Below are 21,494 nucleotides of genomic sequence, written 5' to 3'. Positions count from 1 at the left end.
ATGTCCCTCGAATATAAGATCACGTATCACGCTGAAAACCAGTATGAAAACCCCGTTAAGGAAGCGCGGTGGCAATTCCTGATCATTCCCCACGAGGAAGAGGGGCAAAAGGTCACAGCGACTCATTTTGAGAATTCTCTGGATTTCCCTTACGAGGAATCGACCAATGCCTATGGGTTCAGGACCCTGCGAATACTGGCAAAGTCGGAATTCGAACGCATCGAATTCAAGGCGAGTTTTACGGTACTAAAAACGGCCGTTAACCCCTTTGATTTCGACCTTCCTCTGGATCCGCCCGAGGACCTGAAGCGATATCAGACCCTTGATTTCAAGGTGGAACACGAACCCTTCCTCCGCAAGACGCCGCTAACCACCCTCCTGGAGGAACACGCCAAATTCTTTGAATACCGAGGGGACAAGACCGTGTTTGAGAACCTTGTGGACCTCAACCAGTGGGTATACGAAAAGATTTTCTATACGCCGGGGGTTACCCATGTGAATACAACCCTTGACGAGATCGTCGAAAACAGGCATGGGGTCTGCCAGGACTTTGCCCATCTCTTTGCCGCAGTGGCCAGGCAATTCGGTATCCCGTGCAGGTACGTTTCCGGATATCTCCACCAGGGTAACGGGTACTTCGGGGATTCCCAGATGCACGCATGGACAGAGGCCTATTTACTGGATGTAGGCTGGGTCGGTTTTGACCCCACTAACAATATCCTTGCCAGCGAGAACCATATCAAGGTTGCCCACGGGAAGGATTATTCGGATTGTGCTCCTTTAAAGGGGATCCTGTATTCCAGGGGTGGTAACACTACCTCTCACTCCGTACAGGTACTCGGGCAACAACAGCAATAATTTTGTTTCGAAATATTCGCATCTGTTCAAAAGAGTGCTACTTTTACACGAAATTCAAGAGAAATGGTAACTACAGATCAGCAGAAGGATCTTATAGAACGCCTTGGCGCGTTAAGGAGGTATCTTTGACATCGATGCCAAGCTTATAGAAATAGAGAACGAAGAAGAAAAGACCCTGGCTCCTGATTTCTGGGATAATCCCCAGGTTGCCCAGGAGAAAATGCGCCTGCTACAGGGCAAGAAAAAATGGGTCTCAGACTTCAAGCAGGCTGAAGTCCTTTCCATTGACCTGGAAGTCCTTATGGAGTTCCAGAAAGAAGGAGAGATAGATACAGCCGAAGTAGAATCTCAGTACGTTAAAGCCCTGGATGCCATTGAAAAACTGGAATTCAGGAACATGCTCTCTGAAGAAGGCGATGATATGACGGCCGTGCTTCAGATCACAGCAGGAGCAGGAGGCACGGAAAGTTGCGACTGGGCGTCCATGCTGATGCGCATGTACCTCATGTGGAGCGAAAAGAACGGGTACAAGGTCAAGGAACTCAACTATCAGGAAGGAGACGTGGCTGGTATCAAGACGGTGACCCTGGAGATAGAGGGAGACTTCGCCTTTGGCTGGCTCAAGGGTGAGAACGGGGTACACCGACTGGTACGCATCTCCCCCTTCGACAGCAATGCCAAGAGACATACTTCTTTTGCATCCGTGTATGTGTATCCCCTTGTGGACGACAGCATCGAGATAGAGGTCAACCCGGCCGACATAGAGATCACCACGGCCAGGTCCAGCGGGGCCGGAGGCCAGAATGTAAACAAGGTCGAGACCAAGGTGCAACTATACCACAAACCCACAGGAATACAGATCTCCTGCTCGGATTCCAGGTCACAGCACGACAACAGGGCCACTGCCCTTAAAATGCTTAAATCCCAGCTTTACGAGATCGAATTACGCAAAAAACAAGAAGCCCGGGCAGAGATCGAATCCTCCAAAAAGAAGATCGAATGGGGATCTCAGATACGCAATTATGTCATGCATCCCTACAAACTGGTCAAGGACGTAAGGACCGGGGAAGAAACCGGGAATGTCGATGCGGTCATGGACGGAGAATTGGACGATTTTCTAAAAGCATACCTGATGATGATGGGCCAAAAACAAGAAAGTTAAACCATGGTAAAGATCTATCACAACCCCAGGTGCAGAAAATCACGGGAAGGACTGGCCCTGGTCCGGGAGAGCGGTAAACCCCACGAGGTAGTGCTCTACCTGGATAACCCCCTTTCCAGGGAGGAATTGCGGAATCTTCTTAAAATGCTCGATATCAGCCCCATGGCACTGGTCAGGAAACAGGAGGCTATTTGGAAAGAGGAATACAAGGGAAAAGAGTTAGACGATCGAATGATTGAAGACGCTTTGCTCAAACATCCTAAACTCATGGAAAGGCCTGTCGTAACTTTCGAGGGTAAAGCGGTCATCGGAAGACCCCCGAAAAAGATTGGCGAACTCCTCAACTGACCCGCTATTTCCCAATTTTCGCCCAAAGGTTTCTTAAACTTTTCTGAAATGTTTAAGGAGCTTTTTTCTTTTAACAAACATTTAACCGGACTCTGATTTCCTTCCCTTTACTTTTGAATTTGAATCAGAGTTATGAGAGCCAAACAACACTTCCTTACCATACTCTTTTCTATTATTTTCCTAATCCCCTCACTGGAAGCCCAAATCGATCCGCGTTACGGGAACATGGGAAGAAGAAGGATTACTCCACAGACCCAACAGGCTCCTGAAAAGGCGGAACCCATGACCGCTGAGGAGATGGTTGAAGCCGAAATGCCAAAAATTCAGGAGGCGATAGAACTATCAGACTTTGAAGAGGCGGTCTTAAGGTCTATCCTCACCAAATATGTACAGCAGCGGATAGAGGTCCAGATCCTGAACCTGGGACCCGACAAGACAAGAGAAGCCTTCGAGGATATCAATATCAAACAGGATGAGGAATTAAAGGCCAGCCTGCCGGAAGACAAATATCTGGCTTTAAAGGAGTATCGCGAGAATGGCGGTAAAAAACCGAAAGAAAAGAAAAAGAAGAAGAAAAAGAATAAATCCTAGATGAGAAAATTTACCGTTTTGCCATTATTCCTAATGGCTTTTTTAATGTCATTTTCACAGGTCCCAGCCGGAGCAGGTCAGCAACGGATCACGATCTCCGGTACCGTATTTGACAAAGATACAGGTCAGCCCCTGGAGTATGCCACCCTGGTGCTCCAGAGCGTACGGCGGCCTGAAATGGTCACCGGAGGGATCTCGGATATAGACGGTAAATTCTCGGTGGAGACCATGCCCGGCCAGTACAACGTACGTGTGGAATACCTTTCATACAAGACCTTTACACTCAATGCACAGACCTACAGAAATTCCGTGGACCTTGGCAGGATAGAACTCGAGATCGATGCCCAGATGCTGGAAGACGTCGTGGTAGTAGGAGAAAGGACCACCGTGGAACTGCGTTTGGACAAAAAGGTCTACAATGTGGGTCAGGATCTTACCGTAAGGGGAGGTTCTGTAACCGATGTTCTGGATAATGTCCCGTCCGTTACTGTGGACGTGGAGGGAAATATCAGCCTCAGGGGAAATGAAAGCGTTCGTATCCTGATCAACGGGAAACCCTCTGCCCTGTCCGGCCTTAGTCCGCAAGCACTACAGCAACTGCCTGCGGAATCCATAGAGAGGGTCGAAGTCATCACCAACCCTTCTGCCCGATATGATGCCGAAGGTACCGCAGGGATCCTGAACATTATCCTGAAACAGAGCAAGACGGCCGGAGTGAATGGCTCTGTCAACCTCTTTGCGGGTTATCCCGACAATTACGGGACGGCGGTGAGCCTGAATCTCAGGCGGGAGAAATTCAACATCTTCACCACGACAACCTACCGCTACAGGGATGCGCCCGGGAATGCCCTGTTCGAGCAGGAAAATTTCGATGAAAACGGGAATACCGTCAGTTTCCAGGATGAGATCCGGGACTATCAGAGGCAGGACAACAGCTTCAATACCAATATAGGATTTGAATACTTTTTCAGTGAGACCAGCAGCATCACGAATTCCTTGGTAATACGCAATTCGGATGGAGAAAATACGGTGGACATCGATTTCTTCAACTTTGACGGTGCCCGGAACCCGACCATCAGGAGAAACCGGTTCACACGGGAAGGGCAAACCGATGAGAATGTGCAGTATTCTGTGAACTACAAGAAGACCTTCGACAAGGATGGGCATGAGTTCACTATGGATTACCAATACTCCAAAGGGAATGAGATCGAGAACTCCATCATTGATGAGATCATCCTGGGTGAAGCCATAAACCTGCCCACAGAGCAGACCATCAATGATGAAACACAGGTGAACCAACTGGTGCAGTTCGACTACGTCCTGCCTTTTGGAAAGGACAATCAGAGCCAGTTCGAAATGGGATATCGGGGGACCTTCAATAATTTCAACACCGATTTCGATTTTGGGGTTTTGGAGGACGGCGTTTTGGACCGAAACCCGGATTTCAGCAATGAACTCAACTATAAGGAATACGTAAATGCTGCCTATGTACAGCTTGGGACCAAGGTCAATAAATTCAGTGTCCTCAGCGGACTCAGGATGGAGGCTTCGGATATCGGAATTGAACTGGTGGAAACCCGTCAGGTAGACGACAAGGACTATGTGAACTGGTTCCCTTCCCTGTTCCTGGGATATGAATTCTCGGAGACCGAACAACTGACCATCAGTTACAGCCGGCGATTGAGGCGGCCCAGGACCCGGTTTATCAATCCCTTCCCCTCCAGGTCGAGTAATACCAACCTCTTCCAGGGGAATCCGGACCTCGACCCCACCTTTACGGATGCCTATGACCTTGGATACCTCAAGAGATGGGATAAGTTTACCTTAACCACATCGGGCTACTTCAACAGATCAACCGGGGTGTTTCAATTTATTACTCAGGAGACAGGGGATTTTGTGGAAATAGAGAACCCTGAGGACCCTGGCAATCCCGTATTGGTTCCTGTACAGGTTCGGACGCCTATCAACCTGGCTACCGACAGTCGGTATGGGATGGAATTCACCACCACCTATACACCCAAGCGCGACTGGAGGCTCACCTGGAACCTCAACCTGTTCCAACAGCAGCTCAGGGGAGATTACACCTACACCAATTTTCAAAACGAGGTGATCACCCAGAATTTCGATGCGGACAACTTTACCTGGTTTACCAGGTTCAGCGCCAAGGTACCCCTGCCGGGGGCAATCGACTTCCAGACGAACCTGTTTTACAGCGGGCCGAATAAGGATGCTCAAAATGCCAACAAAGGCATCCTTAGCACAAACCTGGCTTTTAGCAAGGACGTGATCAAGGACAAAGCCACCTTGTCCTTTAACGTAAGTGACCTGTTCAACTCCCGGAAAAGGAGGACGGAAACCACTACCAATACCGTTTCTACCTACAGTGAATTCCAATGGAGGGAAAGGCAGTTTACACTTTCCTTCCTCTACCGGTTCAACCAACAACAAAATGACAGGAACCGCAACGGCAGAAGGGGCGGTCAGGAAGAGGACTTTGAATTTGAGGGGACCTGATCAGACAGGAGAAGGGAGAAAAATAAAAAAGAAGCCAATCGGCTTCTTTTTTTATGAGTTGCGCTTGGCCCTTCTGGCTTCGCGTTTTTCTTTAAAGAATTCCATCAGGTTACCCCCTACCCAGTAAGGTACCACAAAAAGCAAGAGGAAGATCATCAACCAGAAACCGATGGTTACAATGGTGAGGAAGGCGAGAAATCCGAGGTATTGATCAAAATCGAACATATTCTTTGCTTTACGGCACAAAGATACTTGGAAATTCCCAAAAGATGCAAGTGCGGGACCATAAAATTATCCCGATTGAAAAGGGAATTTATGGCCCAAGCCTTACCTTTGTTAGGCTAAAACCTTTTAGAGATGAAATTCAGGATTGAAAAAGACACCATGGGAGAGGTCAGGGTCCCAGCAGATAAATACTGGGGGGCACAGACCGAGCGTTCGAGGAATAATTTTAAGATAGGACCACCCGCCTCTATTCCGCTGGATATAGTTTATGGCTTTGCACACCTGAAGAAAGCCGCGGCTTATGCCAACTGGGAGTTGGGAGTCCTCGAAGAGGAGAAAAGAGACCTTATCTCAAGAGTATGTGATGAGATCCTGGAAGGAAAACTCGACGATCAATTCCCACTGGTGATATGGCAGACCGGTTCCGGTACACAGAGCAATATGAATGTCAATGAGGTGATCGCTAACCGGGCGCATGAACTCGCAGGACATACCGTAGGAGATGGAAAGAAAAGCATTCAGGCGAATGATGATGTCAACAAATCCCAGTCGTCTAACGACACCTTCCCTACAGGGATGCATATCGCAGCCTACACCAAGATATCCAAAGTGACCATCCCCGGAGTGACTCAACTCAGGGACACCCTTGATAAAAAGGCAAAGGAATTCGAAAAGATCGTTAAGATCGGTAGAACGCATCTGATGGATGCCACTCCCCTGACCCTGGGACAGGAGTTTTCCGGCTATGTGTCTCAGCTGGATCACGGCCTGAAAGCTCTGCGGAACACCCTGGACCACCTCAGTGAGTTGGCGTTGGGCGGAACAGCGGTGGGAACAGGGCTGAACACGCCAAAAGGGTATGATGTTCTGGTAGCCAAGTACATTGCCCAATTTACAGGCCTGCCCTTTAAGACCGCACCCAATAAATTTGAGGCCCTCGCTGCCCACGATGCGATGGTGGAGAGCCATGGGGCCCTGAAACAACTGGCGGTTTCCCTGAACAAGATAGCAAACGATATCCGAATGATGGCCTCCGGGCCGAGATCCGGCATTGGAGAGATCACCATTCCCGCCAATGAACCGGGCAGTTCCATCATGCCTGGAAAAGTGAATCCCACTCAATGCGAGGCGCTGACCATGGTGTGTGCTCAGGTGATGGGCAATGATGTGGCCATAGCGGTAGGAGGAGCGCAGGGACATTACGAATTAAACGTCTTCAAACCCCTGATGGCGAGCAATTTCCTCCAATCGGCAGAACTCCTCGGTGATGCCTGTGTGAGTTTTGACATCCACTGTGCGGTGGGGATAGAGCCCAATCACAAGGTGATCAAGCAGTTGCTCAACAATTCCCTTATGCTGGTCACAGCCCTGAACACCAAGATCGGGTATTACAAGGCGGCAGAGATTGCCAATACGGCCCACAGGAATGGTACGACCCTGAGGGAAGAAGCGATCAATCTGGGCTATGTCACCGCCGAGGAATACGACGAGTGGGTAAAACCGGAAGATATGACCGGTTCCCTGAAAGACTGACATAAAAAAAGGGCCTTCGCATGAAGGCCCTTTTCATTTATATGGATCAATTCTTACTTCAGGGTGAATTTAGAAGTACCGAGAAGCTTCAGATTGTCGTCATAAACATTTACCATATAATTACCTGACTGGAATGCTCCCGCAGGGTTGTTGATAAAGTCACATACGTCCAGGTCCTGGTTCTCGTAGTAGAATTCGGTGGCCTTTGTATAGGTTACAGAAGCGCCTTCATCGGTAGATTTTGTGCTTCCACCTCCAAGTACGTTCCCCTGTGGGTCTAACACTTCGATCAGGAACTGCCTGTCTCCGGCCTGGGCGATCACGTTGTCAGCAACGGTAAAGCACACTTTCAGTTTATCGGTGTTCCTCGCCCTTGGGGTAGAGACCAAACGGCCACTGCTACGCTCTTTTACGGCATCAACATTGAAATCAGAAAGATTCAAAGCTGAACCTCTCTCAACGGCCTCAGCCAGTTGGGTGTTCTGTACTACCAGGGAGTCATTAAATACTGCTTGTTTTTCCAGCTCTACGAAAGTACTGTCGCGCTGCATGGCGAGCAGTGTATTGGAACGGGTAAGGGAATCGACCTGCTTCAACAGCTCTTCTCTTTCCTGTCTCAGGACAGCAACCTGATTCCTGTAACGCCTCAGCGTGGAAAGATCGGCTTTCATAGTCTGTACAGAATCGATGTATTTGGCGATCCTGTCACGAGCCTCTACGAGTTCCTCGTTGGTCGCATTGCTCTCGAGGATGGCCTTGTCATACTCAGATTGAAGGCTCCTCAGGTCTTCAACGACCAGTTCCTTCTCTGCAGTAAGTTCACCCTCCCTTTTCTTTTTGTCCTGGTAAAGACTTACGGTATAGATGATGGTACCCAAAAGTACCACAGCCAACAGACCGGCGATTACCTTTAATCCATTATTGTTTTTAGTTTCAGTCATAGTGTAAAGATTTAAACGTGTATTAGTTAGTAACGTGTTTACATGCTATATACGGGAAAAGTCTGCTTTTAGATTTTTTGGTTTAAAATATGTTGTAAATTTCTTTGGCAGTTATTGATCATTCTGATTCAGTAGGATGAAACAAACCGGTCCTATACAGGTCGACATTATCGATTTCAGCCCTGATCTGGCCTTTGAATTCAGGGAGATGAATCTATCCTGGCTCGAACGTTATTTTTATGTGGAGCCCAAGGACGAAGACCTACTCAACAGGGCAGAGGAAGTGATCATCGATCAGGGAGGTAAGATCTTTTTTGGGAAAGTGAAGGGGGAGATCGCCGGGTGTTTCTCTCTCCTGCCCGGTGAAGACATGTGCTTCGAACTGGGAAAAATGGCTGTAAAGCCGCAATTCCAGGGGCAGCAGATAGGACAGAAGCTTCTGAGATTCGCCATTGATTATACGAGAGAAAGAGGAATGCATAGGCTCTACCTGTATTCCAACACCATCCTGACACCAGCTATTCACCTTTACCGTAAATTTGGCTTTGTGGAGATCGAAATGGAAGACCCTCCCCCCTATGCCCGAAGCAATATTAAAATGGCGTTAAACCTCTAGGAATTCCGGTACTTTCCTATCTATTTTTATTGAATATCGGAACAGAAACAAAATAAATAACATGAGAACATACATTACATTCATAGGCCTTTCAGTTCTTTTTTCTCTGGGCTGTAAGGAAGGGGAAAAGGGCAAAGACATGGCTGCAACAGAATCTGAAACAGCTGCCCAATCCGAGACAACCAGCCCGTCGAAGGCCATTGAGATATACCCGGTAGAGCATGCCACGGCTGTGATCCGATGGGGAGAGGTCACCCTCTATGTCGATCCCGTTGGCGGGGCTGAGACCTTTTCCGCCTATCCTTCACCAGATCTCATTCTGATCACCGATATTCACGGAGACCATTTCAGTGCAGAGACCCTGGAAGCACTCGACACGTCCGACGCAAAGATCATAGTCCCTCAGGCCGTGGCCGATAAATTGCCTGTAGTGTTTGCCCCTCAGGTAGATGTATTGAACAACGGAGACACCAAAGAACGGCTTGGTATAAAGATAGAGGCCATTCCCATGTATAACCTGAGGGAAGAAGCCAGGGATTTTCACGTAAAAGGCCGGGGCAACGGCTATGTGCTCACCCTGGGAGAGGAAAGGCTTTATTTCTCAGGCGACACAGAAGACATTCCGGAAATGAGGGCGCTGAAGAATATCGATAAGGCATTTGTCTGCATGAATCTCCCGTATACCATGACCGTAGACCGGGCGGCGGACGCTGTGCTTGAATTCAAACCCAAACAGGTATACCCATACCATTACCGCGGAAGGCCCGAGGTGAGTGATGTTGCAAAATTTGCAGAATTGGTGAGTTCGAAATCTTCGGATATCACCGTGGTACAGCTAGACTGGTATCCTTCCGATCCCTTCTGACCACACTGCTTAACGAATCAGTTTTTTGTATTTAAGACGCTTGGGAGTAAGATCAGTGCCCAGGCGTTTTTTCTTGTTCTCCTCGTACTCCGAGAAGGATCCTTCAAAGAAATACACCTGTGAATCCCCTTCGAAAGCTAGCATGTGGGTGCAGACCCTGTCCAGGAACCACCGGTCGTGTGAGATGATCACCGCACAGCCGGCAAAATTTTCAAGCCCCTCCTCCAGCGCCCTCAGGGTGTTGACGTCCAGGTCGTTAGTGGGCTCATCCAGCAGGAGTACGTTCCCTTCTTCTTTCAGGGTCATGGCAAGGTGCAGCCGGTTCCTTTCACCTCCGGAAAGCATACTGACTTTCTTGTTCTGTTCACTTCCGGAGAAGTTGAACCTGCTGAGATAGGCCCTCGAGTTTACCTGACGGCCTCCCATAAGGATCAGCTCCTGCCCGTCGCTGAAATTCTCCCAGATGGTCTTGTCAGGGTTGATATTGGAATGACTTTGGTCTACGTAGGCGAGTTTGGCTGTTTCCCCAACTATGAATTCTCCCTTGTCCGGGGCGATCTCCCCCATGATCATCTTGAAAATGGTGGTCTTTCCCGCTCCATTGGGACCGATGATCCCGACGATGCCCGCCTGGGGCAATTTAAAATTCAGGTCTTCGTACAGCAATTTCCCATCATAGGCCTTGCTAACCCCGATCGCCTCGATCACGTTGGTTCCGAGCCTGGGGCCGTTGGGAATGTAGATCTCCAGTTTCTCATCCAGCTGCTTCTGGTCCTGGCTGAGCAACTTGTCGTAATTGTTCAGACGGGCCTTTTGTTTGGTCTGACGCCCTTTGGCGCCCTGTCTGACCCATTCCAGTTCGCGTTCCAGGGTTTTCTGACGTTTGGAAGCCTGTTTGGTCTCCTGCGCCAGACGCTTGGACTTCTGATCTAGCCAGCTGCTGTAGTTCCCCTTCCAGGGAATGCCTTCCCCTCTATCCAGTTCCAGGATCCATCCAGCCACATTGTCGAGGAAGTACCGGTCGTGAGTTACAGCGATCACAGTACCCTTGTAGGTCGCCAGATGGTGTTCGAGCCAGTGCACGGATTCGGCATCCAGGTGGTTGGTGGGTTCGTCCAGCAGAAGCACATCCGGTTCCTGCAACAGGAGCCTGCAGAGGGCCACCCTCCTTCTCTCCCCTCCCGAAAGAACACTGATCTTCTTGTCGGGTTCCGGGGTCCTGAGCGCGTCCATGGCGATCTCCAGCTTGGTGTCGAGTTCCCACGCATTGGCAGCATCGATCTGATCCTGGAGGGCTGCCTGCTTATCCATGAGTTTCTGCATTTTGTCTGCATCCTCGTATACCTCAGGCAGGCCGAACATATCATTGATCTTGTTGTATTCATCCAGGATAGCCACTGTATCGGCCACCCCTTCCTTTACTACATCTAGGACCGTTTTGGACTCATCCAGCTGGGGTTCCTGTTCAAGGTATCCCACCCTATACCCGGGGGAGAATACCACATTTCCCTGGTAATTCTTGTCGGCCCCTGCTATGATCCTCAACAGGGTTGATTTCCCTGAACCATTGAGACCGAGGATACCGATCTTCGCCCCGTAAAAGAAGCTCAGATAGATGTTCTTCAGTACCGGAGTATTCGCATTTTTATAGGTCTTGGTCACCCCAGACATGGAGAAAATGACCTTTTTATCGTCTGACATGCTTTAAAAAATAGGTTTTGAGATTTTTGTTAAGGGTTCCGAGAGGAAGACTGTCTCCTTAAACCCTTCCTTTAAGGGCATTGAAGACCCAGGCTATTGCAAAAAATCCGATCCCGACCGATGCAAATCCCCAGCCCGCGACATCGTCATATCGAAAGGCACCCAGGGCGATCAATCCACAACCGACAAAGATCATGATAAAGGTGGCCCATGCAAGGACGGTATTTTTGTTCATTCCCATTTGAGTTCGTTTAGTTGCTCCAAATATCGTAAAAACTGCTTAAATGAATTCCATCCCGGGAACTTTATCACTCGAAGGGAAATCGGATCCCTGTGATCTCCCTCACCCTGTCCAGCAGTCCGATCAGGTCGAGGCTGTTCTGATGCGACCAGAGCGGGCTCTCCAGGAGGGATTCTGAAAGACAGCGGTGGACCTCCTCGATCTCATACGTATAGCCCTTCCCTACCTTTGGGAAGTCGAATTCTTCGCTTTCCCCATCCGAAATAAGGGCGAACCCTTCCGCCTCATGCCAGCGAGGATGGATCACAAAAGTGCCATCGGTCCCCGAAATGGTCGCTCTCATCGGGCTGTTTGTACCCAAACTACTGAACAACAGGGCATGGGCCCCGGGATAGGAGAACGTCATGGCCACCTGTACTTCCGTGCCCGATTCCAGGAATTTGGCATTGGCCTCGATGCTATCCGGAATGCCCAGGATCAGATAGGCCAGGAATACCGGATAGATCCCAATGTCCAGCAGGGAACCGCCTCCAAGCGCGGGGTTGAGCAAACGACCCATCGGATTCCGGTCCAAACCAAAAAAAGTAAAGTCGGCATGCAGGTAGACAATCTCGCCTACCTCCCCTGCATCGATGCTTTTCTTGATCTCCTGAATGGAAGGGATAAACCGACTCCAGAGGGCTTCCATAAAGAATACCTTATGCTTGCGCGAGGTCTGGATCATACTTTCCACCTGGGACCTGTTCATCCCTGCAGGCTTTTCACACAGCACGTGCTTGCCGCTTTCCATGGCTTTCAGGCTCCATTCCTGGTGCTCGGTATGCGGTAAGGCGATGTAGACCACTTCAACCTCTTCACACCGGAGCAGTGATTCGTATGAATCAAAGGAGTAAGGCACTTTGTATTCCTCCTTAAAGGCCTTGGCCTTTACTAGGGATCTCGAAGCTACTCCCATCAGCGCCGCATCGTGCACCAGGGAGAGATCTTTGGCGAATTTATGGGCGATATTTCCCAATCCTATGATCCCCCAACCCACGCTGTTTGCCATATATACAAGGTATTTTTGACAAAGTTAATGAATATAACTCCTTATCTTTATGCGATCAAAAGAAACAAGCCGGCTCATATGGATCTAAGCTTCAATATCAACGAAGACCACAACAAATTACAAAGATCAGAACTCAAGAAAACCCTTGCCAAAATAGCCCTGGGAGGCGGTAAAGGCCGGATTGAAAAACATCACGCCCAGGGAAAGATGACTGCCAGGGAGCGCATCGATTACCTGCTGGACAAGGGTTCGGAACGAATTGAGATCGGCGCCCTGGCAGGACTGGATATGTATGAAGAGCACGGAGGCTGTCCTTCGGGTGGTGTGGTGGTGGTCATAGGGACTATCCAGGGAAGGCAGTGCATTGTTGTGGCCAATGACGCTACGGTCAAAGCAGGTGCCTGGTTTCCCATCACTGGAAAGAAAAACCTCAGGGCCCAGGAAATAGCCATCGAAAATCGCCTACCCATCGTGTATCTCGTAGACAGTGCCGGGGTGTACCTGCCTATGCAGGAACAGATCTTCCCGGACAAGGAACACTTTGGGCGGATTTTCAGGAACAATGCGGTGATGAGCAGTATGGGCATTCCTCAGATCGCCGCAGTGATGGGTAGTTGTGTAGCCGGAGGGGCCTATCTGCCCATCATGAGCGATGAAGCCCTGATCGTCGAAAAGACCGGGAGTATTTTCCTGGCTGGCAGCTACCTCGTAAAAGCGGCCATAGGAGAAGACATAGACAATGAAACTCTGGGCGGGGCCACCACCCACTGTGAGATCAGCGGGGTTACTGATTACAAGGCCAAGGACGACCAGGATGCCCTGGACACGATCAGAAACCTGATCGACAAAATTGGTGAACCCCTGTCTGCCGGATACAATAGAACCAAATCTGTCCCACCAAAGGAGAAAGCAGAAGAAATTTTTGGTATCCTTCCCAAATCGAGAACGGACCAATACGACATGCTGGAGATCATCAAACGGCTGGTAGACGATTCGGAATTTGAGCAGTACAAAGAGGGGTATGGAAAAACACTGCTCACAGGATATGCGCGTATAGACGGCTGGGCAGTAGGCATCGTGGCCAACCAGAGGAAGGTGGTAAAGACCAAGAAAGGGGAAATGCGTTTCGGTGGGGTCATTTATTCTGAGTCTGCCGACAAAGCCACCCGCTTTATTGCCAATTGCAACCAGAAAAAGATACCCCTGGTTTTTCTGCAGGACGTTACCGGCTTTATGGTAGGGAGCAAAAGTGAGCACGGGGGCATCATTAAGGATGGTGCCAAAATGGTCAACGCTGTCAGTAATTCCGTTGTGCCAAAGTTCACCGTGGTCATCGGGAACAGCTACGGTGCAGGTAATTACGCCATGTGCGGCAAGGCCTATGACCCGAGGTTGATCGTAGCCTGGCCCAGTGCTGAGCTCGCCGTGATGAGCGGTAATTCCGCTGCCAAGGTCCTCTTACAGATAGAGACCGCCTCCCTGAAGAAAAAAGGAGAAAAGATCACAGCGGAAAAAGAGAAAGAACTCTATGACCGGATCAAAAAGCGGTATGACGACCAGATCTCTCCCTATTACGCTGCGGCTCGACTGTGGACGGATGCCATTATAGACCCTATGGATACCCGCAAATGGATCTCCATGGGCATTCAGGCCGCAAACCACGCCCCTATCGAAAAGCCCTTTAATATGGGAGTGCTCCAGGTTTGAGAAGACGCTTCAGGATCTTTCCAGCGCAATATTCACAAATTTCTTTTCCAGAATCTCGATGGTGATCGGTTTCATGCCCACGGCTGAAATTTTTAAGAGATCCCCTTTTGCAGCATTGATCTGATAGTGTCCCTTTTCATTCGTGACAGTATCAAAACCCGTACTTAGATTCTTTATTTCTGCGCCGGGTAGAGGGTTCATTCCGTTGAAAATATAACCTGAAGTAATAGGCCTCTCTTCGTTCATTTTTATTCTTTTGACCTCGGACCTTGTCGGATTCTCCCTAAAAACAGTGGTTTTAACCTGATAAGCCATAGCCGAGTTCTTCAAAATCTTCCATTCGTCCTTACTGGCGTATTTTTTATAGGAATGGGTATATCTGTCCTGAGAAGCGGCCAGAATCAGTACAATCTTGCCATCACCAAAGACCTTTACCAGCTCAAGGCTAACCACAAAATCATCCCTCACATATAGATTGTATTCTGCGAGAGGTAAGATCACTTTAGACGTATTCTGAGTGACCGTGAATAAGATGTTCTTTCCACTTTGGTTGATATTGGTTCCCGGGAAGTCCTGTTTGCTGTCTGCCTTGTAAAAATTAACCCTCAGGAGTACGCTGTCTGAAATATTGCCCAAAACCTCAAAAGTGAATTGGTCCAGCCTGCGCAATCCCTTCCGCATTTTGATCTTTGTGGCGAGTTCTCCCCCCAGTGCAATATTGTCCTTCCAGTAACCGTAATTTCTTCTGTCTCCACTTTCGTATCCGACGAGCTCTTCACTTTCAAACATCCCCGCATTGGTAACCACCACCTCATTTAGTTCCTCCACTTGTGGCGTCATAAAATATTTGGGGGTGTGATCATTCCCACTTCGGAGATCGGCCACAGGAATGTTGATAGGCCTGTACCCCAGGGATGAAAACTGAACCATATCACCCTGTCCGAGTTTTTCCGGAAGCCATTCCAGGTAGAACATCCCGGCCTCATCGCTTACCGTTCCAATTCCTTTGCCGATCACCCCGATATTGACATAGGGTATGGGCTCTCTGGACTGGGCATCGAGGACCACCCCTTTGAAATCATTTTGAGGATGAAGAATCGAAGGGATTAACCATACCAATAAAAGGTTCAGACAGATTTTAGGCACGATCATCTAATCTGCTGCAACGGCCTGAGAACTGTTCACGCTGAACAGTTCCTGGTAGACATCCTTGAGTTGCAGCTTGAACACTTTGACTTCTTTCCGCTGGGAAGGAGTCCCGTAATTGTAATAAATGGTCGCCTTCAGATACGTGGGGGTCAGGCTTTTGTTTCCGAGGTATTTCAGGTTGACCTGCCAGGTACCCGGAAGGCTGCCGTCTATGAGGTATTCCTCACAAGAATATCCTTTGAGCTTCTCGTCCCGGATGCGGTCGCCGTCCGCCAGCAGACTGTGTTCCCAATTGAAGTATTTGTTCTGCGGATTGACGAACTGCAATTGGAATTCCGCTTCGCTGTCATTCCATTCAAACACCAGGCGGGTACCCTCAAAATCACTGTTCAGGGATTTGCCCTTCCGCCGGTCTGTTCCTATAAGTTCACTGGCGTGAAGTTCCAGCAGGTTGCTGAATTCACGTTCCATCAAAGGGGTGAAATTGAGGTCTTCGGCCCGGATAAAACCTTCGGTAATCAGGTAATCATACCGGGCATACATGGCCGCTGCCTTTCTGCGATCCCGAACGTCTGAATAGCTCAGCGCCAGGTCGCGGTAAGACTGAGCGTAATTCGGCCTCAGGATAAAGACCTCCTTGTAGAGCTCATGCGCTTTTTCCTCTTCACCAAGTACCTCGTATAGGTATGCAAGAGCCTTAAGGCCTACCGGATTCTCCTTGAACATATACCAGTGCTCCTCAATGATCTGATCGGCAAAGTCCGTGTTCCGCCACTTGGCTGAAAAATATCCAAAGGCATCCAGGAAATAGTACATGGAACCACTGTACATCCCTTTCTGTCGTTCATAGATCTCCCTGGCCTCCCTTTCCGAACTACTCGCGTAGAGCTCTTTGAGGTAGGTCGGAACGTTCTTGCTGATCTGGTCCTTGCTCAGGGCGTTGCCTTCGTATATGTTGTTGCGAAGCAGGGCCTGGTCATAGGGCTTTCCATTCTCTACGCCAAGAAAACTGGAACCTCCTTTGGTATTGATAACGATGACCCCTCCGTTGGCTTGAAAACCATACCTGTTGACCAGACCAAGGCCCCTCATTACCGCTATGCGCTCGATATTTTCTACCATGATAAAGCAGGGAGGTTCAGTAAAAATCAATCCATCTACATCGTAGATGGCTGGTAGAAATCCGACTCCTGCGGCTCCTCTTAGATAAATATTGGGACATGGGATGCCAGCGTTTCTTTCTACACGCATGCCTGCAACCCGTCCTTGTAAGGCATATGCGAAGTCAATGTTACCCAACGGCAGGTCTTTACCCTCTATAATCTTCATGGAAAAACTAGTGGATTCCTTATCCCTCATACCGAAAGCCGTGAAGATCAGATTTTTGTTCGTCCTATATGTCCCCCGTAGTTGCTCTTCTGTAGGCCGTCTCATTTTTTTCAGTACCACTTCATCTAATTGAATAACTTCAGGATTCAGATCCACATTCAGAAAAGAGGTGACGTCTTCCACAATAATCTCCACATCAGAAAGACCGGGATAGGTGAAGGTGACCAGGTCCCCGGCGGAGGTCTGCAAAAGGTACTTGCCCTCTTTGTTCGTTTTAACCGTTTCCCCAGTCCTTTCTGAAGTGACCTCAGCATTTACCAACGGGCTGTTGAGGTTAGTCACCTTACCCTGGATGGTTACTTGTTTTTGGGCCTGGAGGGCCAAGGCGAAAGCAAGGAGCAGCGCAATTGTAAGTAACTTTTTCATCTCAACTTAAATTAGGTCCTTTTTAAAAATAATAAAGAACCGCGTTACTCTTAAGCAAATTGAGTGTTTTTTAACAATTTCCTGCCTCTATTTTCGTCAGCACTTTGCGTAGGTAAAATGGAGAATTCACTGAGGTGTCAACCGGAAGAAAACCCCAAAAGATATCAAGTCAAAAAGGAAAAGTCCATGGTAAATTTGTCAAGACTGCCTAGTTGGAGGTCAAATTCATCGAATTTTGAATCTTAAATAGTTCTTGATTTATGTCCTTCATCTGCAGTTTAAAGACTTTAACCTCCTTACGCTGGGAAGAGGTGCCATAATTATGGTAGATCGTGGCCTTGATAAAAGAGGGGGTCAGGCTTTTGTTCCCCAGGTATTTCAGGTTGATCTGCCAGGTGCCCGGAAGGCTGCCGTCTATGAGGTATTCTTGACAGGAATATCCTTTGAGCTTCTCATCTCGGATACGGTCGGCATCGGCCAGCAGGCTGTGTTCCCAGTTGAAATACTTGTTTTTGGGATTGACGAACTGAAGCTGAAACTCAGCCTCGCTGTCGTTCCACTCAAAGACGAGTCGGGTTCCTTCAAAATCGCTGTTCAGCGACTTCGTTTTCCGCAGGTCGGCACCAGTGAATTCCCTGGCGTGCAGCTCCAGTAAATTGCTGAACTCCCGTTCTATGAGGGGCGTGAAATCCTTGTCCTCTGCCCTGATAAAACCTTCGCCTATGAGGTAGTCATAGCGCGCATATATGGCTGCGGCTTTCCTTATATCACCTATTTCCCGGTAGCTGAGTGCAAGGTCGCGATAGGACTGGGCATAATTGGGGCGCAGGATAAAGACCTCCTTGTAGATCTCATGAGCCTTTTCGTCTCTTCCCACTGCCTCGTACAGGTACGCCAGTGCCTTCAGGCCCAATGGATTATCCCTGAAAAGGTACCAGTTGTTCCGGATGATCTCATCCGCAAAGTCGGTGTTGCCCCATTTGGCAGCAAAATACCCGAAGGCGTCCAGGAAATAATACATGGAACTTCTGTATTTTTCAGACTGACTCTCATACAGGGCCTTGGCCTCTTTTTCAGATGAGCTCGCATACAACTCCTGGAGGTAGGAAGGGAAATTCTTGCTTACCTGGTCCTTGCTCAGGGCATTGCCCTCGAAGATATTGTTTCTCAACTGAGCCTGGTCGAAGGGCCCACCGGTCCTGGGATCCACATAGGCATTGGCACCTTTGGTATTGATCACGATCACCCCTCCGTTGGCATTACCCCCGTATTTGTTCACCAGTCCCAGACCGCTTAAAATACCTATTCTTTCCACGTTCTCAATGAAAATAAAGTCCGGGAATTCATTCATGACCAGACCGTCCACATCATAAATGGCCGGAAACAACCCTTGAGATGCACCCCTGAGATAGATGACAGGCTGACCAAAATTAGTAGACAGCCTTTCCACCCTGACCCCGGGAAAACGAAAGGCGATGGCAGCAGCCAGATCCTGGTTACCAAACAGCAATTGGGTCTTGTCGATGATCCTCACCGAAAAGTTGGTAATATCCTTGTCCAGGATGCCGAAAGCCGTATTGATCAGGTTTTTGTTGACGTTGTACTCCATCCGCAACTGTTCCTGGCTTTTGATTTTGGTCTTTTCCACCACTACCTCGTCCAGTACGTTTACGGCAGAATTCAAATTGACGTTCAGCACGGAACTTACATCTTCAACGATGATCTCCATATCGGATAGGCCCGGATAGGAAAAGGTAACGATATCACCCGGGGAGGTCCGCAGTTCGTACTTCCCGTTGCGGTCCGTTTTAACGGTTTCACCGGTCTTGCCGGAAGTGACCTCAGCGCTGACCAGGGCAGCATCCATAGCAGATACCTTGCCTCTGATGGTAATTTGTTTTTCCTGTGCATTCAGGTAGAAGGAACCACACAGGATCAGCAGAATACATACTTTCTTTATCATAGCGTTTTTTTTATAGCATTTACCTCAGGTCCTGTCAAATACAAGACCTCAGATATCCTAAAAATACGAAATTTTCCGATTTAATCCACCAGGACTTCTGCAATGGTTTTGGTCTCATTCGGGGCTGAGAAAGAAAGTACGATCTCTTTGGAAGTCTGATCCGGATATCCAAAATTCTGGTAAAGGGTACATTTCAGGACCAGAGGCACCTGGTTGGTGATATCGACATGCCCCAGATAGGTCGCGTTCAATATCCACTTTCCCTGTACACCTTCCCCGTAGAACTCGAATTCCTCAGAACTGTACCCGTTGAGGATCTCGTCCTTCATCCTTTCCGTGGCACTCAGGGTATTGTGTTCCCAGTTGAAGTAACGGTTTTGCGGGTTGACGAACTGCAGGTCGAACTCCGCCTGAGGATCATTCCACTCAAAGACCAGTCGCACATCGTATTTAAGATTGTTCAGAAGTTCAGGGGGCAAAACTGAGGTATTTAATGCCCCTTTGTGAAGAAATACGAGGTTTTTGATCTCTCTGAGCACGGTTTTAGAAACGCTACCGGTACTTACGGGAGGGGTGATGGTGTTATTTCGAAGGGCGAGGAGATCTTGCAAGGCCTGTTGGTATTCCCCCATCCCCTTCCGGGCAAGAGCGATGTCTAGATATGCTTGCGCTTGTTTGTTATCGATCTCCAGGATCTCCTCATTGATGCGGATCACATCCCGGTATTTATTGACACCTGACAGGGCCAGGGATACTGCTTTCAGGGCATTGATGTCTTTGGGAAATAACTCCAGGATCCCGGAGGCGATCACGCCCGCCTTTTCGGGATCGTCTTTTTTGAAATAGTCGTAGGCATCGAGAAAGAATCCGACCCCAACATCCGAGTCGGATCTCAACCTGATATATTCCTCATAGGCTTTTTCTTTGTTGCCGGAAAGTTCCAAAATCTTCAGCAATTCTGATTTTGTACCTTGGGCTTGCTGATCTTTCCCGGTGTAGACATTGTCCCTGAGCCTGGCCAGGTCCACCGGTTCACCAGAGGTTTTTGCGGCTGCGGCGCTTTTGGAGGTGATGAGGATCACCCCGTTGGCACCCAGGCTTCCGTAGCGGTTGGTGGCGGCATACCCTTTTAGGACGGAAATAGAGGCGATATTATCTGGGTTGATGTAATCAAAAACGGCCTGACTGGAAGAGGAAGCGCCCTGGGAGGAATCCGATTGGCGCTGGGGCACCCCGTCAATGACCACCAGGCTGTAATTATTGCCCAGAATGGAGGTATTGGATCGCATGGTCGCCTTACTGAGATCGTCCGTATTTCCCAGATTTACGTTGGAGAATTTGTTCAGAACAGACTGGGAAACATTGGTCTGTATAGGCGTGATGGATTTGTCGTCAATGGACTGGACCGCGTACCCGATTTTCTCAGAGTTTTCTTTGCCGTAACCGGTGATGGTCTCAACTGCTTCCTCCTGTCTTTTTTCTACCAGGACCACCTCCTCCAGGCTGACCACGTTCGCATCCAGAAAAATATTCATTTGCGTACCTTCCTCTACAGGAACGTACCTGTAGGTATTCCGGCTGCGGCTGCTTACGAGAAGGCTGTCCCCTGGTCGGGCTTCAATGGAAAAGCTGCCGTCCAGCACGGTCCTGACACCTCCGGCCTCCCCTTTTACGGCGATCACCACGTCGGGTACAGGCACGTTGTCAATATACACCTTCCCTTTGACCACATTCTTTTCTGCTGTCCTGGTATTTTTAAGGCTGCCGATATTCTCCGGTAAAATAGCCGCAAAATCCATGAGGCGGTACCGGTTGATCAAAGCGGTCCTTTTGAGGAATTCCTCGTCCCGGAAGGGAGAACTGTTGATCAAAAAACTTTTGGCAGGCAGATCGGGAAAATCACTCTCATAAATTCTGTTTCCGTCTGTGAAGAGATAGATATTGGGGTGCTTTGCCAGGCCTTTAAGAAGAGAGTAGTCGTTGGCCCCATCATAGCGCACAGATTCCAAATCTTTTTTCAGGGCTTCCCATTGGCCTCCTTTAATCGAATAGGACCTTTCCAGGGCATCGATGTTGAATAATACGAGTTGTATCTCCTGATCCGGTGTCCTCTGGAAGACCTTGTCGAGTATGGATAGGTCCTTTTCCAGGTCCCTGTCCTTCATGGAAATGGAAACGTCCCAGAAAATGGTCGTATTTCTGTTGACATCCTCCTGAGCGGAGATTGACAAACCGCAGAGAATACAAAAGAGGAGCTTAAACGGGATCTTTTTCATA

18 protein-coding genes are annotated in these 21,494 nt (G+C 48.9%); 9 read left to right on the top strand and 9 right to left on the bottom strand.

Annotated elements, in window-relative coordinates; all coding sequences use genetic code 11:
- The 5 genes from GWK09_RS11530 (at position 1) to GWK09_RS11510 (ending at position 5,473) form a co-directional block, all read left to right on the top strand.
- Positions 1-858 carry a transglutaminase-like domain-containing protein gene (locus GWK09_RS11530; RefSeq protein WP_163693578.1) on the top strand — a complete coding sequence of 286 codons (858 nt, stop codon included), beginning with the start codon at positions 1-3 and terminating at the stop codon, positions 856-858.
- Positions 859-921: 63 nt separating this feature from the next.
- Positions 922-2,020, top strand: a protein-coding gene (gene prfB / locus GWK09_RS11525; protein WP_163693577.1) for a peptide chain release factor 2 whose coding sequence is annotated in 2 segments (ribosomal slippage) — positions 922-984 and positions 986-2,020 — 1,098 coding nt in all. Because the reading frame shifts where the segments join, the coding sequence is not laid out codon by codon here.
- A gap of 3 nt (positions 2,021-2,023) precedes the next feature.
- On the top strand, positions 2,024-2,368 hold the full coding sequence (arsC, locus tag GWK09_RS11520; RefSeq protein ID WP_163693576.1) for an arsenate reductase (glutaredoxin): 345 nt from the start codon (positions 2,024-2,026) through the stop codon (positions 2,366-2,368).
- Between the two features lie 132 nt (positions 2,369-2,500).
- On the top strand, positions 2,501-2,959 hold the full coding sequence (locus tag GWK09_RS11515; protein ID WP_163693575.1) for a hypothetical protein: 459 nt from the start codon (positions 2,501-2,503) through the stop codon (positions 2,957-2,959).
- 45 nt (positions 2,960-3,004) lie between these two features.
- The gene (locus GWK09_RS11510; protein ID WP_239530918.1) at positions 3,005-5,473 is read left to right on the top strand and encodes a TonB-dependent receptor domain-containing protein; all 2,469 of its coding nucleotides are present in this window, start codon (positions 3,005-3,007) and stop codon (positions 5,471-5,473) included.
- Positions 5,474-5,524: 51 nt separating this feature from the next.
- Here GWK09_RS11510 and GWK09_RS14965 read toward each other — a convergent pair whose 3' ends face one another.
- Positions 5,525-5,698 (bottom strand): hypothetical protein, encoded by a 174-nt coding sequence (locus GWK09_RS14965; protein WP_204260438.1) that lies wholly within the window; start codon positions 5,696-5,698, stop codon positions 5,525-5,527.
- 132 nt (positions 5,699-5,830) lie between these two features.
- Between GWK09_RS14965 and fumC the strand changes: the two genes are divergently transcribed.
- A complete protein-coding gene (fumC, locus tag GWK09_RS11505) occupies positions 5,831-7,231 on the top strand; it encodes a class II fumarate hydratase (protein WP_163693572.1) in 1,401 nt (466 codons plus the stop codon).
- Positions 7,232-7,284: 53 nt separating this feature from the next.
- Here the strand turns inward: fumC and GWK09_RS11500 are convergent, their stop codons facing one another.
- Positions 7,285-8,172, bottom strand: a complete 888-nt coding sequence (locus GWK09_RS11500) for a hypothetical protein (RefSeq protein WP_163693570.1) — start codon at positions 8,170-8,172, stop codon at positions 7,285-7,287.
- Between the two features lie 136 nt (positions 8,173-8,308).
- On the opposite strand from GWK09_RS11500, the gene GWK09_RS11495 reads away from it, so the two are divergent.
- Both GWK09_RS11495 and GWK09_RS11490 read left to right on the top strand, forming a co-directional pair.
- Positions 8,309-8,788, top strand: a complete 480-nt coding sequence (locus tag GWK09_RS11495) for a GNAT family N-acetyltransferase (protein ID WP_163693569.1) — start codon at positions 8,309-8,311, stop codon at positions 8,786-8,788.
- 61 nt (positions 8,789-8,849) lie between these two features.
- A complete protein-coding gene (locus GWK09_RS11490; RefSeq protein ID WP_163693567.1) occupies positions 8,850-9,653 on the top strand; it encodes an MBL fold metallo-hydrolase in 804 nt (267 codons plus the stop codon).
- 9 nt (positions 9,654-9,662) lie between these two features.
- On the opposite strand, the gene ettA is transcribed toward GWK09_RS11490, so the two are convergent.
- From ettA to GWK09_RS11475, 3 genes are all read right to left on the bottom strand, one after another.
- Entirely contained in the window at positions 9,663-11,354 is a 1,692-nt protein-coding gene (ettA, locus tag GWK09_RS11485; RefSeq protein ID WP_163693566.1) for an energy-dependent translational throttle protein EttA, read from the bottom strand.
- A 58-nt stretch (positions 11,355-11,412) separates the two neighbouring features.
- Positions 11,413-11,595 carry a CAL67264 family membrane protein gene (locus GWK09_RS11480; RefSeq protein ID WP_163693565.1) on the bottom strand — a complete coding sequence of 61 codons (183 nt, stop codon included), beginning with the start codon at positions 11,593-11,595 and terminating at the stop codon, positions 11,413-11,415.
- Between the two features lie 67 nt (positions 11,596-11,662).
- Positions 11,663-12,643 (bottom strand): Gfo/Idh/MocA family protein, encoded by a 981-nt coding sequence (locus GWK09_RS11475; RefSeq protein ID WP_163693564.1) that lies wholly within the window; start codon positions 12,641-12,643, stop codon positions 11,663-11,665.
- 78 nt (positions 12,644-12,721) lie between these two features.
- Here GWK09_RS11475 and GWK09_RS11470 point away from each other — a divergent pair, with 78 nt between their 5' ends.
- On the top strand, positions 12,722-14,350 hold the full coding sequence (locus GWK09_RS11470) for an acyl-CoA carboxylase subunit beta (protein WP_163693563.1): 1,629 nt from the start codon (positions 12,722-12,724) through the stop codon (positions 14,348-14,350).
- A 9-nt stretch (positions 14,351-14,359) separates the two neighbouring features.
- Here the strand turns inward: GWK09_RS11470 and GWK09_RS11465 are convergent, their stop codons facing one another.
- The 4 genes from GWK09_RS11465 to GWK09_RS11450 all read right to left on the bottom strand — a co-directional run bounded on the left by GWK09_RS11465 (position 14,360) and on the right by GWK09_RS11450 (position 21,493).
- Positions 14,360-15,496 carry a carboxypeptidase-like regulatory domain-containing protein gene (locus tag GWK09_RS11465; RefSeq protein WP_163693562.1) on the bottom strand — a complete coding sequence of 379 codons (1,137 nt, stop codon included), beginning with the start codon at positions 15,494-15,496 and terminating at the stop codon, positions 14,360-14,362.
- A gap of 6 nt (positions 15,497-15,502) precedes the next feature.
- Positions 15,503-17,254 (bottom strand): hypothetical protein, encoded by a 1,752-nt coding sequence (locus GWK09_RS11460; protein WP_163693561.1) that lies wholly within the window; start codon positions 17,252-17,254, stop codon positions 15,503-15,505.
- A gap of 208 nt (positions 17,255-17,462) precedes the next feature.
- On the bottom strand, positions 17,463-19,217 hold the full coding sequence (locus GWK09_RS11455; RefSeq protein ID WP_163693559.1) for a TonB-dependent receptor plug domain-containing protein: 1,755 nt from the start codon (positions 19,215-19,217) through the stop codon (positions 17,463-17,465).
- A gap of 80 nt (positions 19,218-19,297) precedes the next feature.
- Entirely contained in the window at positions 19,298-21,493 is a 2,196-nt protein-coding gene (locus GWK09_RS11450; protein ID WP_163693557.1) for a TonB-dependent receptor plug domain-containing protein, read from the bottom strand.
- Between the last annotated feature and the right edge of the window lies 1 nt (position 21,494).

The organism is Muriicola jejuensis (assembly GCF_010671595.1).
Lineage (GTDB): Bacteria > Bacteroidota > Bacteroidia > Flavobacteriales > Flavobacteriaceae > Muriicola > Muriicola jejuensis.
This window is presented reverse-complemented; position numbering and strand designations above follow the sequence as displayed.

Bases quoted from the DNA above. Each gene is read 5' to 3' on its own strand.
- GWK09_RS11530 (WP_163693578.1), top strand. From the start codon at position 1: ATGTCCCTCGAATATAAGATCACGTATCACGCTGAAAACCAGTATGAA.
- arsC (WP_163693576.1), top strand. From the start codon at position 2,024: ATGGTAAAGATCTATCACAACCCCAGGTGCAGAAAATCACGGGAAGGA.
- GWK09_RS11515 (WP_163693575.1), top strand. From the start codon at position 2,501: ATGAGAGCCAAACAACACTTCCTTACCATACTCTTTTCTATTATTTTC.
- GWK09_RS11510 (WP_239530918.1), top strand. From the start codon at position 3,005: ATGTCATTTTCACAGGTCCCAGCCGGAGCAGGTCAGCAACGGATCACG.
- GWK09_RS14965 (WP_204260438.1), bottom strand. From the start codon at position 5,698: ATGTTCGATTTTGATCAATACCTCGGATTTCTCGCCTTCCTCACCATT.
- fumC (WP_163693572.1), top strand. From the start codon at position 5,831: ATGAAATTCAGGATTGAAAAAGACACCATGGGAGAGGTCAGGGTCCCA.
- GWK09_RS11500 (WP_163693570.1), bottom strand. From the start codon at position 8,172: ATGACTGAAACTAAAAACAATAATGGATTAAAGGTAATCGCCGGTCTG.
- GWK09_RS11495 (WP_163693569.1), top strand. From the start codon at position 8,309: ATGAAACAAACCGGTCCTATACAGGTCGACATTATCGATTTCAGCCCT.
- GWK09_RS11490 (WP_163693567.1), top strand. From the start codon at position 8,850: ATGAGAACATACATTACATTCATAGGCCTTTCAGTTCTTTTTTCTCTG.
- ettA (WP_163693566.1), bottom strand. From the start codon at position 11,354: ATGTCAGACGATAAAAAGGTCATTTTCTCCATGTCTGGGGTGACCAAG.
- GWK09_RS11480 (WP_163693565.1), bottom strand. From the start codon at position 11,595: ATGGGAATGAACAAAAATACCGTCCTTGCATGGGCCACCTTTATCATG.
- GWK09_RS11475 (WP_163693564.1), bottom strand. From the start codon at position 12,643: ATGGCAAACAGCGTGGGTTGGGGGATCATAGGATTGGGAAATATCGCC.
- GWK09_RS11470 (WP_163693563.1), top strand. From the start codon at position 12,722: ATGGATCTAAGCTTCAATATCAACGAAGACCACAACAAATTACAAAGA.
- GWK09_RS11460 (WP_163693561.1), bottom strand. From the start codon at position 17,254: ATGAAAAAGTTACTTACAATTGCGCTGCTCCTTGCTTTCGCCTTGGCC.
- GWK09_RS11455 (WP_163693559.1), bottom strand. From the start codon at position 19,217: ATGATAAAGAAAGTATGTATTCTGCTGATCCTGTGTGGTTCCTTCTAC.
- GWK09_RS11450 (WP_163693557.1), bottom strand. From the start codon at position 21,493: ATGAAAAAGATCCCGTTTAAGCTCCTCTTTTGTATTCTCTGCGGTTTG.